Origin of the sequence: Flavobacterium aquatile LMG 4008 = ATCC 11947, from assembly GCF_000757385.1 — a bacterium.
Taxonomy (GTDB): Bacteria; Bacteroidota; Bacteroidia; order Flavobacteriales; family Flavobacteriaceae; genus Flavobacterium; species Flavobacterium aquatile.
In genome coordinates this window covers 393,407-406,331 of the sequence record NZ_JRHH01000002.1, presented here as the reverse complement: position 1 = coordinate 406,331, position 12,925 = coordinate 393,407, and the positions used below count along the sequence as shown (strand labels likewise).

Below are 12,925 nucleotides of genomic sequence, written 5' to 3'. Positions count from 1 at the left end.
GCTTTAATACGTTACTTCTTCTTTTTTATTTTCTATGTAATGGTTAATAGATAGTATTGCAATACAAATAATAGCTGTTCCTATTAAAATGTTTTTTAATAGTTTATTATTATGCTGCAATTGCAAACTTTGCACCTGGAGGTTTTGATAATCTAAAGAGGTATCAATTGTCTGTAAGTTTCTAAAATCTTTCATTTCGAATAATTTTTATATGATTATTTTCTAAAATAATTATAATGAATTCATAGATGCAATTTCTATTTACTCCTTGATGTTCCACAATATGATTAAAAACAAGGAAACTAAATCCTCTTCCTTCTAAATACATTTCGTGCAGTATTACTTCATCTTTACCATCAAGTTCTTTTAATAGAATTCTATGATTTAAGTTTATCTTTTTATCAATAATTGCTCTACTTTCTCTTAAGTCTGTTGCCAATTGATTATTATACTTAATTCTATTTTCTGGCGTTGCAAATCGCTGCGATTTCTTTTTCGCAATAAACTCCTCTGACGTTAACGGATCTATTTTTTTCATTATCTAAATATTTATTTGTCAAATATATAAAAAATAATTACATTTACCCAGCCGAAAATTTTAAGAAATAAAATGAATAATAAAGACTCAAATAGCAAATCAATATCCTATCAACAAATTGGTGAAGCAATTTCAAAAAAGCAATTCACGGCAAAGGATTTAGAGATTACATCTAGACAATTTAATTATTGGAAAGAAAAAGATGTTATTCCCTTTTTTATTAAAGATAGAAAGACACTAATGACCTTGCCAGAAGCTTTATGGGTTTTAATTATAAATGAATTATCAAACATTGGAATTGTAACAACTAAATTGCAATCCCTTTCAAGTAAAATCTGGATTGAACCATTATTTAGTAATTACGCTGACGATGTCATCAAAAAAGCTATACAAGATCCTAAGGGCGAATTTAGTCATGATGATAAGGAATGGTTTAAATTTCTGCTTGAAGATGAGATTGCAATGCATCATATTTTTAGAAGAGAAATAACGCCTTACATGGATTCAATAAAGTCTTGTTTACGTTCTCCAAAACAAATAGCTTCCTTTATATATTGTCCGAAAACCGAGGAATATAGAATATCTTCTTTTACAAATTCAATTGGTTCTGAATTAAATAATTTATTCTATGGTGAAACTTTAATAACAATTCCTTACATACCCCACTTAATTCGTTTAATAGGTATTGAAATGAATCGTACAACAGAAGATTTAAAATATTTAACTGAGATAGAAAATCAAATATGGAGATCAGTTCAGTTTGAAAAACCGAAACTCCTACAAATAAGTTTAGACGATGGCGGAAACAATAAAATATATAAAATTACCGAAAGTCATAAAAAATCAGAAGAACTAGCAAAGTTCTTCTTAAATACAAATTTGCCGATAGGTTCAAGCATACAAATTGAAAAAAGATCTCAAGGCAATTATAAAGTAACTATAAAATCTTAATTTATGAAACATGTAAAATCCATTCGGTTCCTGATACTTCAGCCCGTATTATCTACGACAAGATATGGACCAGAAGGAAAAGGTTTCAAATATTCAACATTTATTAAGCTATGAGGAAATCATTGCAATTGCACCCAATTTATCAAAACAATTAAATGAAGAAACCGCATTTGAATTTTCAAAGCAATTATATGAATTTACAAAATTAATACATGAGCAAGGTAAAAATGAAAAAGAAAAACCTCACGTTAAGTGATTTTTATGGATCAACAGTTTGGTCATATACCAGAGTTTCAACCAAAGAACAATTCATGAACAATGGAAGTATTGAAACACAAGTCAAGAGAATAAAATCTTTTGCAAAAGACCATGGATTAATAATAACAGAGGAGTTTGATGCCGAATACGAAAGCTCGAAAAAAATAAATACACAAAGTACATTAAGAGAATTGATAGATAAAATTAAAAAAACATCTATTAATAAAAGACCAAAAATCATTTTAATATGGTCACCCAGTAGATTCGGGCGTGCTGGCGCAGAACATATTCAATTATTCGTTAAACTCAGAAAAGAATTCAACGTCCTACTCTACTCTGTAAGTACAGAACACAACACTTTTAATGAACGAGCGGAAAATGAATTTTCTACTCAACTTCTTTATGCTCAAAAAGAGAATTTTAATAGACAAGACACCATAATTCCTGGACTAATAAACTCTCTTAATAATGGAAAAACTTTCGGAAAAACGCCAAGAGGTTATGATCATTTTGGACCAAGAGTTTCAGATCCTACTAAAGTAAAGGCATTTCAAGAAATAATACTTAATGAAGAAGGGAAGTTGATAAAAGAAGCTTTTAAGATGAAAATCTATAAATCTTACAGCGATAAAGAAATAATTGACTGGTTACAAACCAAAGGAATAAAAATAGCATACCAATCACTTTCTAATATGTGGAAAAATGAATTCTATGCAGGTAAAGTTTGTAATTCATTATTAGAAGATAATTATATTAAAGGTAATTGGGAACCAATAATTAGTAAAAAAGAATTTCAAATACTTCAAAAGATACTTGGCGGTTCAAAACATTTAGGTGTTGCAAAAATTAAAGGCAAGGAAGAAACTCCATTAGCACCAAAATTTCTTGTTTGCAATGATTGTAATGTAGCAATGACATCCTATCTTAACAAACAGAAACAACTCTTTTACTATAAATGTAATGGATGCAATAAAACTGTAAATGCTAATTCATCATTGAAAGCAGTTAATATGGGATTACATGAGGAATTTCAAAACAAACTAAATGATTTTAAATTTTCAAAAGAACTACATGATTTATTTTCTGAACAATTAAAAAAAATTCTTTCAGATGAAATGTCAAATCTATCTGACAAAAAAAGAATTATTACAAAAGAAGCAAATGAATTAAAAGATGCTCTTGATAAAATGGAATATAGATTTGCGATAAATGAAATATCGAAAGATATTTTTGAAAGACAAAGTCAAAAAATTCTTGATAACATTAAGCAAAAAGTGTATGAATTAGAAAATTTGCCTACAAAAAAATCGAACCATGAAAAAGCGATAAAATATTTTTTAAAAATTAGCGAAAACCCCAGTAAATTCTATGCTTCTTTAGATTATAACAAAAAAAGGAAGTTTCAAGAAATGCTATTTCCAGAGGGTTTTAATTATTCTATCAAAAATAGAGATTATCGAACCAGTAAAGTCAACAGTTTATTTAGCCTAACAAGCTCATTTAAAGAAGGTTGTGATTCTAAAAAACAAAAAACTCACTACTTAAAAAGCAGTGAGTCCAGTATAGTACCCAGAGTGGGAATCGAACCCACACACTTTCGTACACGAGTTTGAGTCGTGCGCGTCTACCAATTCCGCCATCCGGGCATGGACAAAATGACTATTTATCATTTCGAGACTGCAAATGTAAATAATTTTTAATCACATTTTCAAGAAAATAGTTAAAAATATCCTTTCAGACTCGGATTTTATTTCTAAATTTGCACCTCGTTAATTCGAAGCACAACTAACTAACTACATCCGAGGTATTTATACACAAAAAGCTTTTGTCATAATTAAAAGCAAAATTGTACAAAACACATCGGAACAAAACAACAAATTAAAATGTCACATCTAGAACCAGAAGCAAAAATATTTGCGTGTTCTCAAAGTGTACACTTAGCAGAACAAATAGCTCAAAACTATGGAATTCCGTTAGGTAAAGTTACGTTCTCTAAATATAGTGATGGTGAATTTCAACCTTCTTATGAAGAATCAATAAGAGGATTACGCGTTTTTATTGTATGCTCTACATTTCCAAGCGCAGACAATTTAATGGAACTTTTGTTAATGATTGATGCTGCTAAAAGAGCTTCAGCAAGACACATAACTCCTGTAATTCCTTACTTTGGATACGCAAGACAAGATAGAAAAGACAAACCAAGAGTGCCGATTGGAGCTAAACTAGTAGCAAAACTATTAGAAACCGCAGGAGCAACTAGAATTATGACCATGGATTTACATGCCGATCAAATTCAAGGTTTCTTCGAAAAACCAGTAGACCACTTGTTTGCATCAACAATTTTCTTGCCTTACGTAAAGAGTTTAGGTTTAGACAATTTAACAATTGCATCGCCAGATATGGGTGGTTCTAAAAGAGCTTACGCCTATTCTAAATTTTTAGAATCAGATGTTGTAATTTGTTACAAACAAAGAAAAGTAGCCAATGTAATTGATTCAATGGAATTAATTGGTGATGTAAAAGGCAGAAATATCATTCTTGTTGACGATATGATCGATACAGGAGGAACATTAGCAAAAGCAGCCGATTTAATGATAGAAAAAGGTGCATTAAGCGTAAGAGCAATTTGTACACACGCCATTTTATCTGGTGAAGCATACGAAAAAATAGAAAATTCTAAATTATTAGAATTAATAGTTACCGATTCTATTCCGTTAAAGAAAGAATCCAAAAAAATAAAAGTAGTGAGTTGTGCACCACTTTTTGCCGAAGTAATGCACATGGTACAACACAACAATTCCATCAGTGGAAAATTTTTGATGTAAATCAAAGAAAAGCTGGACTAAAATCTAGCGATCAACAAGTAATTTTTTATTAATTATATATTTTACAATGAAATCAATTTCAATTAAAGGATCAGAAAGAGAAAGCGTGGGCAAGGTAGCAACCAAAGCGGTACGTAATGCTGGAATGGTTCCTTGCGTTATTTACGGAGGAAGTCAACCAGTACATTTTCAAGCAGAAACAAAAGCTTTCAAAAGTTTGGTTTACACTCCAAATGCGCACACAGTTGCCATTGATTTGGATGGAAAAACGTACAACGCAATTCTTCAAGACATTCAGTTTCACCCAGTAAGTGATGCAATTTTACACATTGACTTCTTCCAATTAAGTGACGACAAAGAAATCGTTATGGAAGTACCAGTTAAAATTACAGGAACTTCTCCAGGTGTACTTTTAGGAGGTGTATTAAACTTAAATCAACGTAGATTAAAAGTGAAAGCTTTACCAAAAAATCTTCCAGATTTCGTAGAAGCTAACATTTCAGAATTGCAAATGGGTAACAAATTATATGTAACTAGATTAGCTTCAGATAATTACAAATTAATGCACCCAGACAACACAGTTGTAGCTCAAGTGAAGATTTCTCGTGCTGCTATGAAAGCTGCTCAAGAAGCTGCAAAAGCAGAAAAAGGAGCAAAAAAGAAAAAATAATTTCTTTAAATATAATACCAAAAAGCATCAGGAAACTGGTGCTTTTTTTATTTAGGAACGAACCGCTCGGGCTTTCTTGGAATCCTTATTCCTGCTTTACATTCCATCTCGTCCCAAAAGACGAGATTCAATTGCAATCAGGGTTAGCTAGCAATCCATTTACACAAAGTTTCACGTTTAAAACAAATATCTTACTTTTACCACATGAATTGGTTTTCAAAAATATTCCATAAAAAAGAACAAGAAATTATAGACCCAATGAAGAAATTCCTTATCGTTGGCTTAGGCAATATTGGCATCGATTATGTAAATACACGCCACAACATCGGCTTCAAAATACTAGACCATTTTGCTAGAAAAGAAAGTATTTCCTTTCAAACCTCAAAATTGGGTGACCTAGCCGAATTCAAAATTAAAGGAAGAACCTTACTTCTTTTAAAACCAAATACCTTCATGAACCTCAGCGGAAAAGCGGTGAAATATTGGATGGAAAAAGAAAATATTCCTAAAGAAAATATACTAATAATCACCGATGATTTAAACCTTTCCTTCGGAACCATAAGAATAAAAACCAAAGGAAGCGACGGCGGACACAACGGATTAAAAAACATTCAATTACTTTTAAACTCAACCGAATATCCACGTTTCAGATTTGGAATAAGCGACCAATTTAAAAAAGGACAACAAGTAAATTACGTTCTTGGCGAATGGAGCGAAGAAGAAAAAACCAACTTAAAAGAACGATTAGAATTGGCTTCAGAAATCATTACCTCATTTGCTTTAGCAGGATTAAACGAAACTATGAATACATTTAATGGCAAATAATAAACCAATTTCATTATCTTTAATTTCTAAATAATTTTAAATGAAACAATTACTTATTATTCCGATAGCAATTTTAACGTCTTGTTGTTGCACAAATAAAAGTACAGCATCAAAAGAAAAAGAAGCTAATTTAAATACTATAGAAGCGGTGTCAACAATCAATTCAGATTGTCCAACAGATGGAAAATGTACTGTTACAGTTTTAAAAAATAAGAGCATGAACGTACTAACCGATGAAATTGGAGCCGTTTATTACAGAGCCGAAGACAATGCGAACACATCAATAATTATCTATAAATACGAAAGAAATGTTCCAAAAGGTTTACAAGATGCTGACTATCGTGAAGAAATAGTTTTTGAAATTAATAATTCAGAAGCCAAAATAAACAAAAACGATTTCACTTTGCAAAGTACCAAAATGCTTTATGGAAGATTCTGCTTCTGCCGCGGTCAAACTGGATTTTATAAAGTTAGCAATGGCAATCTTGAGTTAGAAAATAAGAACAATCAAATCCATTTTAAATTAGATTTTACTGTCACCGAAGTTCCTCAAACAATAAAATCAATTGAAGCTACAATAAAATAAAAAAAGTCCTATTCTATTCGAATAGGACTTTTTCATTAAAATCAATACTTGATTATTCTATAATAATTCGTTTTACAATTTTGCTTTCTCCATTAGTAACTAAAACTAAGTAAACTCCAGCTTGAACGTTATCTAAATTAATGTTTTGATTGAAAGCTCCAGAATTGGTAAACTCATTTTTATAAATCTGTCTTCCTCTCATATCATAAACATCAACATTGACATTTTCGCTAGAAACCGTATTAAACATCACTGTGAAATTACCGTTATTTGGATTTGGATAGATAGCAAAATCTTGAAATAAATTTTCATTAACAGCCAATGGAGCCGTTGAACAAACATTTAAACTCCAGCTTGTTAAACTGCCACCATCTTGATTATAACCGTCAGAAACCGTTAATGTCCAAGTTCCTGTAGAACTTTCTCCATTAAATGCAGATAAAGCCTGTGATGGTATAAGTGTTCCTGAAATTGCAGGATTAGTTCCGCAAACTAAAGCAACTCCTGCATCATCAAAAGTAGCATTCATATTATCAGAATCATTACATTGTTCCGAAATTAACTCAACCGTTGTTCCAGCTGGACTAGTGATAGAAACCGTTAAATCTGAAATCCATGGATGTGTTATTTGTGCTAAAACATTTAAATCAGAAATCACTCCTCCAGAAGCAATTGTTATCGTAGAAGTTATCGTTGGCGCACCAGTAGCTGAAATGACAATAGGAACATTTGTTGACACTGTTGTATTGCAAGCGATTAAGCCAGTTTTAAAAGTGAAAGGACTACTAAAAATTCCGTCACCACAAATTGAATTTTTAGGCAAAACTCTCCAAAAATAATCTGTGTTTGGAACAAGTCCAGAGACACTGTAACTTGTAGTAGTAACGTTTCCTGAGCTAACTATTGCAGTAAATGTATTATTTGTAGCAACCTGAACATCATAAGAAGAAGCATTCGGATTAGCATCCCATGTTAAATTCAAAGCTGTACCTTGTCCTAGTGCATTATTAGCTGGAGAAGTTAAAGTCATTGCTGGAAAATTAGAGCTAAACAATTCTAAATAAAAAGGAACTGTTCTTGTAAGTGCTCCAGAAGTTGCAGTAACAATAATATTTGAAACTCCTACTGGACTTGAAGTGGTGTTGCTAATTGTCATAACAACAGTACCTGTCGCAGTAATCGAAGTTGGAGCAAAAGTAACTGTTGAACCAGCTGGAAATCCTGCTGCTGCAAATGTTGTTGCCCCTGAAAATCCGGCTAAAGCTGTATAAGAAATGTTGTAAGAAACACTTGTTCCTTGACAAGCCGATTTATATTGCTGCTCTGCAACTCCAGAGAATGCTGCTCCAAAAGAACTTGTTGGTGCTGTAATAGTGAAATTCACATTTGATAAATCATAGAAAATATGACTATATCCTCTTACCATAATTCTATTAGTTGTTCCTGGATTATTAGGAACAGTTATAGTCTCTGAACCATCATTTGGAACTTTACTAGCCAATAAAATTGGATAAGTAAATCCGCCATCGGTAGATAATAAAATATCGACAAAAGCTGCATTGATGTTGTTAGCAGTTGTTCCTGCTACAGTCCAAGTCACATTTTGATTTGTACCAGCAACCCAAGAAACGGCTGTATTAGGCGTATTTACTAAAAATGGACCTACTGCTGCTGTGGTAACAACCATATTATCTCTACCTGTTTGACCTCCATTTGGAATTCTATTATCTCTAACCGTTAGAGCAAAGTTCATAGTTCTTGCTACACTTGGAACAACTTCCCAAGTTGGAGCCAGATTATTATTTATCACACTAGATAATGTAGGCATGTATCGATCTGGCGAAGCAGTAGGAGGATTAGATCTAAAGTTTGGACCGTTGGTAGCCGTTTGCAATGGTGGTTGCGTCGAAGCTTCGGTATTCATTTGTTCCCAACAATAGGTTAAAGCATCTCCATTAGAGTCGGTTGCTAATCCTTTTAAGATGAAAGCAGTATTATTTGGAATGGTATAATCTGGGCCAGCGTTTACAACTGGAGCCGCATTATTATTCGCAATATTAACACCACAATTTCCTCCGCTAGTTACAAATGCGGTCATCTCTGCAATACTAATAGCTTGAAAATGGGCATCGGAATTACTTTGAACATTTGGAGCACAAATTCCGGCATAACCCATAATTGTTGATGCGCTTCCTGGCTCAATAGCGGTTGCGCCATTTCTATTACAAGCATTATTTTGAGTATGATTTGCGCCAAATTGGTGCCCCATTTCGTGAGCTACATAATCGATATCAAACGGATCACCGACAGGCGCACCAGAACCAGTAATTCCTCTAGCTTTACTTCCACTACATGGTGAAAACAATTGAGCTAAACCGCCACCGCCAGTACTTACAGTGTGTCCAATATCATAATTTGCAAATCCGATATTGGCATCAATTACTGTTTGACTCTGATTAATCAAAGTTCCTGCAGCTGTATTGTTGAAATTATCAGAATCAATAAAAATTACTAATTCATTAGTAGCGACTAATTGCATTGTAAGTGACATATCAGTTTCATAAACACCATTAATTCTGGTCATTGAAACATTCATAGCAGCCAAAACTGCAGCTTTCTTTTGGGCTAAAGTTCCACCAGCTAATCCAGCTGCATTTACGTGAAAAGCTGCATATTCAATAGTACATGCCATAGCTAAACGGTAGGTTCTAAAAGTTCCGTCTCCAATTAATGCCGATTGTTCTGTTGGTTGAGCTACTACTCTGCTTTCAGAATCTTCATTAACCAAACACGTTCTTTCACGCGTAGAAGACAATTTACTTTTTTTATAAACTATATAATTATTTAAATCTTTAGTATAAGTATCAATATACTGAGTTCCTTTTAGTCCAGAAGTTGTCATCGTATGTAAACCAAAAATTGTGGTACTGAATCTAATTGTAGCTGTAGGATCTTCAATACCTTTTCCAACATAGGATTTAATGTCTGGGTATCTAGCTGCTAAATCTGGATGCATTACAGACGCTTCATAAATTCTGTAACTTTCCATTATTCCGTCAGCATTTGGAAATTGAATAATTACATTTGAAGTAATAATCGCACTATTTTCTCTTGATGGTGCAAACTGCAATTGCGCTTTAAAAGCATTAAAATCGAGTGAAAATAATTTATACTCTGATGGTATGGCATCTCTATCTGATTTTGGGATTGCTACTAATCTATCACTAGAAGTTTCTCTCCAAAAAGCATTTTGGGAATAACTGACAAAAATAAAAAAGCACAATAAAACACTAAAAAGTAATCTTTTCTTCATTTTTATATATTTTGGTTTATCAAATTTATAATAATTTATCTATTATTATGTTTTTTTATCAAATTAATTGAAACAAAAAAGGCTCGCAAAGCGAACCTTTTTCTAATATATTTAGTTTAAAAAATTATTCTACAACTATTTTCTTAACTTCTTTTCTATCACCGTCTTGAACAGTTACTAGATATACACCAGCTTGAATATTGTCTAAATGTAAGTTTTGATCAATTACACCAGTATTAGTAAATGATTTATTGAAGATTTCTCTTCCTCTTATATCGTGAACACCTATTTTAATTTCTTCATTTGAGTTAGAGCTAAACTTAACATTAAAATCTCCATTATTTGGATTTGGATAAACAACAAAATCTTTAATTTTGAAATCATCATTTGCAAGTGTAACAGTGGTTACAGATGAACATATATTAAATGTAAAGCTATTTAATGTTCCGTTGTTAGCAGGTTCAACATCTAAAGCTACAATTCTCCAATTTCCTAATGAACTTAATCCGTTAAAAAAGCTTAATGAGTTTAATGGCTTGTATGTGTTTGAGGCACCAATACCAGCACAATTTAGATTCACTCCAGCATCATCAAACGTAGTAATCATATTACTTGAAATTAATGTCGAACATCCTTGTTGATATAAAGTACGGATCTGTCCAACCATTGTAGCGCCTGGAGGCAAAACGCCAATATACAAATCATTAATTTTACTATGAGTAATATTTAAACTAACATTCATGTCAGAAATTACAAAATTATCTGGAACTGCCACCTGACCTACAACTTGCCATGTCAGTGGATCTTGAGCAGCAATTGTTGTAGCTGGTGAAGATGTATAATTGTTACAAGTAACTACTGTATTTACTAGATATCCTAATGAAAATGATTTTGATACCGCATAAAATATATTACCTACAGACTCAATCATAATTCTACAATAAGGTGCAGAAACACTTGGCAATGTAACAGTTTGCGCTCCATCATTTGGAGTGTTAGCAACAAGTGTAGTAAATGTAACTCCAGCATCTGTAGAAATCAAAATATTTACATTGGCTGTATTGATTCCGTTTGCAGTTGTCCCTGCCACATCCCAAGTTAATGTTTGAGTCGATTCTGGACTCCATGATGTATTTTCGACATCAGGATTTGTAACTCTGAATGGTCCTGCATTTGAAACATTTACAACCATATCATCTCTGTTTGTCATTCCACCACCAGCTCTATTATCTCTAACGGTCAATGCAAAATTCAATGTTCGTGCAACATCAGGAACTACTTCCCATGTTGGGAATAAGTTTCCTTGTAAAACATCTTCAAATCTTGGCATATATCTATTAGGAGAAGAACTTGGTGATACTGATCTAAAATTTGGACCCGTTGTGTAAGTATTTAATGGTGGTTGCGAAGTTATCTCATTATTGTATTGTTCCCAACAATAAGTTAAAGCATCACCATTTGCGTCTGATGCAGCGCCTTTTAAAACAAAAGCAGTGCCTCTTGGAATAGTATAATCTACACCAGCTTGAACTATAGGAGCTGTATTTCCATTAGCAGTAACTATTCCGCAAGCGCCTCCGCCAAGAACAAACGCACTCATTTGCAAAATACTTCTTGCATGAAAATAATCATTAGAATTATTTTGTACGTTTGGTGCACAGATACCAGCATACCCCATTATAGTACTTGCACTTCCTGTTTCATATGCTGAATCGGCAGAAGAATTACATGGATTATTTTGTGTGTGAGATGCACCCCATTGATGTCCCATTTCGTGAGCCGTATAATCAATATCAAATGGATCTCCTACAGGATTTAACTGACCAGTAATTCCTCTTGCTTTACCATTGTTAGGTAAACCTGCATTATTACAAACTGAAGAAAGCTGAGCAATTCCAGAGTCGGTTGTACAAAAACCATGACCCATGTCATAATTAGCCGAACCTATTGCAGCGTCAACTATAGGCTGTATCTCACCAAGCATAGCCGGAGAATTAGTAAAACTGTCTGAATTAATAAAAATAATTAAATCGTTGTTAGCAACAAGATTCATCCTTAAAGACATTTCTCTTTCATAAACACCATTTAATCTAGTCATACTAACCACCATAGCTGATAATACAACTGCTTTTTTCTGTGCCAATGGTGTAATAGCTGGAGTTCCAGCTGCTGTTAAATGAAAAGCTGCATATTCAACTGTACATGCAATGGCTATACGGTATTGTCTAAAATTACCATCGTTAATCATTGTTTCATCTGTAGAGAATCTACCATGATCTAATGATAATTCACTTTCATCTGTAAGACAACCAAAACTTCTAGTGCTTGCTATATTTTTTCTATTGTAAACAATATAGTTGTTTAAGTCTTTAGTATAAGTGTCGATATAATAAGTTCCTAAATCACTAGTAACCGACATAACATGTAATCCAAAATTAGTTATACTAAATCTTAATGTAGTATTTGGATTATTAACACCTTTTGCGATGTAAGACTTAATTTCGGGAAATTTAATTGCCAATCCTTCCTCCATTACTGGGGCATCATAAACAACGTAATTTTCAATAACACCATTAGAGTTTGGAAAAGGAACAACAACATTTGATATAATTCCTGATTGATCATTTGGAGTATTTTGCAATAGTGATTTGAAAGCATCTAAGTCAAGAGAATACAAGTTGAATTCTGATGGTACTGTTGCGCGATCAAATTTAGACAAGGCACTTAAGCGTTCTTCAGACGTCTTGTTCCATATTGATTGACAATTCCCTTCTATAGAAAAGAAAACACCAATAATGTAAGTTAGTAAAAGTTTTTTCATAGTAATTGATTTTAATATAGAACACAAATTTATTAATTTTAAATGAATTATTATTGCAGTTTTAATCACAAAAAAGTTAAAGTATAGAAAATCAATAAAAATATATTCTCTATTCTAACTTTCTAAAAAAAATAATTA

General features: G+C 32.5%; 11 protein-coding genes and 1 tRNA gene. 7 read left to right on the top strand and 5 right to left on the bottom strand.

Annotated elements, in window-relative coordinates; translation table 11 throughout:
• Window positions 1–3: 3 nt before the first annotated feature.
• Both LG45_RS04770 and LG45_RS04765 read right to left on the bottom strand, forming a co-directional pair.
• A complete protein-coding gene (locus LG45_RS04770; protein WP_035124906.1) occupies window positions 4–195 on the bottom strand; it encodes a hypothetical protein in 192 nt (63 codons plus the stop codon).
• Window positions 182–538, bottom strand: coding sequence for a hypothetical protein (locus LG45_RS04765; protein ID WP_035124905.1), 357 nt, complete (start codon window positions 536–538; stop codon window positions 182–184). Before LG45_RS04765 ends, LG45_RS04770 begins: the two co-directional genes overlap by 14 nt.
• 72 nt (window positions 539–610) lie before the next feature.
• Between LG45_RS04765 and LG45_RS04760 the strand changes: the two genes are divergently transcribed.
• From LG45_RS04760 to LG45_RS16725, 3 genes are all read left to right on the top strand, one after another.
• Window positions 611–1,489, top strand: a complete 879-nt coding sequence (locus tag LG45_RS04760) for a hypothetical protein (RefSeq protein ID WP_035124904.1) — start codon at window positions 611–613, stop codon at window positions 1,487–1,489.
• Between the two features lie 64 nt (window positions 1,490–1,553).
• Entirely contained in the window at window positions 1,554–1,745 is a 192-nt protein-coding gene (locus tag LG45_RS04755; protein WP_035124902.1) for a hypothetical protein, read from the top strand.
• Window positions 1,702–3,360, top strand: coding sequence for a recombinase family protein (locus tag LG45_RS16725; protein WP_422717884.1), 1,659 nt, complete (start codon window positions 1,702–1,704; stop codon window positions 3,358–3,360). Before LG45_RS04755 ends, LG45_RS16725 begins: the two co-directional genes overlap by 44 nt.
• Here the strand turns inward: LG45_RS16725 and LG45_RS04750 are convergent.
• Window positions 3,314–3,393: transfer RNA gene (locus LG45_RS04750), tRNA-Leu, on the bottom strand. The two genes, LG45_RS16725 and LG45_RS04750, sit on opposite strands and share 47 nt — an antisense overlap.
• 237 nt (window positions 3,394–3,630) lie before the next feature.
• On the opposite strand from LG45_RS04750, the gene LG45_RS04745 reads away from it, so the two are divergent.
• The 4 genes from LG45_RS04745 to LG45_RS04730 all read left to right on the top strand — a co-directional run bounded on the left by LG45_RS04745 (window position 3,631) and on the right by LG45_RS04730 (window position 6,653).
• Window positions 3,631–4,572 (top strand): ribose-phosphate pyrophosphokinase, encoded by a 942-nt coding sequence (locus LG45_RS04745; protein ID WP_035124900.1) that lies wholly within the window; start codon window positions 3,631–3,633, stop codon window positions 4,570–4,572.
• Window positions 4,573–4,639: 67 nt separating this feature from the next.
• Window positions 4,640–5,242 carry a 50S ribosomal protein L25/general stress protein Ctc gene (locus LG45_RS04740; RefSeq protein WP_035124898.1) on the top strand — a complete coding sequence of 201 codons (603 nt, stop codon included), beginning with the start codon at window positions 4,640–4,642 and terminating at the stop codon, window positions 5,240–5,242.
• A gap of 204 nt (window positions 5,243–5,446) precedes the next feature.
• Window positions 5,447–6,067: an aminoacyl-tRNA hydrolase gene (gene pth / locus LG45_RS04735; protein WP_035124897.1), complete on the top strand. Its 621-nt coding sequence runs from the start codon at window positions 5,447–5,449 to the stop codon at window positions 6,065–6,067.
• Window positions 6,068–6,107: 40 nt separating this feature from the next.
• Window positions 6,108–6,653 carry a hypothetical protein gene (locus LG45_RS04730; protein WP_035124896.1) on the top strand — a complete coding sequence of 182 codons (546 nt, stop codon included), beginning with the start codon at window positions 6,108–6,110 and terminating at the stop codon, window positions 6,651–6,653.
• A gap of 52 nt (window positions 6,654–6,705) precedes the next feature.
• Here the strand turns inward: LG45_RS04730 and LG45_RS04725 are convergent, their stop codons facing one another.
• Both LG45_RS04725 and LG45_RS04720 read right to left on the bottom strand, forming a co-directional pair.
• The gene (locus LG45_RS04725; protein ID WP_035124895.1) at window positions 6,706–9,966 is read right to left on the bottom strand and encodes a zinc-dependent metalloprotease family protein; all 3,261 of its coding nucleotides are present in this window, start codon (window positions 9,964–9,966) and stop codon (window positions 6,706–6,708) included.
• Between the two features lie 124 nt (window positions 9,967–10,090).
• Window positions 10,091–12,787: a zinc-dependent metalloprotease gene (locus LG45_RS04720; protein ID WP_052087487.1), complete on the bottom strand. Its 2,697-nt coding sequence runs from the start codon at window positions 12,785–12,787 to the stop codon at window positions 10,091–10,093.
• Window positions 12,788–12,925 lie beyond the last annotated feature (138 nt).

Excerpts from the sequence above, each read along its gene's own strand:
- LG45_RS04770 (WP_035124906.1), bottom strand. The coding sequence starts at position 195 with ATGAAAGATTTTAGAAACTTACAGACAATTGATACCTCTTTAGATTAT.
- LG45_RS04765 (WP_035124905.1), bottom strand. The coding sequence starts at position 538 with ATGAAAAAAATAGATCCGTTAACGTCAGAGGAGTTTATTGCGAAAAAG.
- pth (WP_035124897.1), top strand. The coding sequence starts at position 5,447 with ATGAATTGGTTTTCAAAAATATTCCATAAAAAAGAACAAGAAATTATA.
- LG45_RS04725 (WP_035124895.1), bottom strand. The coding sequence starts at position 9,966 with ATGAAGAAAAGATTACTTTTTAGTGTTTTATTGTGCTTTTTTATTTTT.
- LG45_RS04745 (WP_035124900.1), top strand. The coding sequence starts at position 3,631 with ATGTCACATCTAGAACCAGAAGCAAAAATATTTGCGTGTTCTCAAAGT.
- LG45_RS16725 (WP_422717884.1), top strand. The coding sequence starts at position 1,702 with ATGAGCAAGGTAAAAATGAAAAAGAAAAACCTCACGTTAAGTGATTTT.
- LG45_RS04730 (WP_035124896.1), top strand. The coding sequence starts at position 6,108 with ATGAAACAATTACTTATTATTCCGATAGCAATTTTAACGTCTTGTTGT.
- LG45_RS04760 (WP_035124904.1), top strand. The coding sequence starts at position 611 with ATGAATAATAAAGACTCAAATAGCAAATCAATATCCTATCAACAAATT.
- LG45_RS04720 (WP_052087487.1), bottom strand. The coding sequence starts at position 12,787 with ATGAAAAAACTTTTACTAACTTACATTATTGGTGTTTTCTTTTCTATA.
- LG45_RS04755 (WP_035124902.1), top strand. The coding sequence starts at position 1,554 with ATGGACCAGAAGGAAAAGGTTTCAAATATTCAACATTTATTAAGCTAT.
- LG45_RS04740 (WP_035124898.1), top strand. The coding sequence starts at position 4,640 with ATGAAATCAATTTCAATTAAAGGATCAGAAAGAGAAAGCGTGGGCAAG.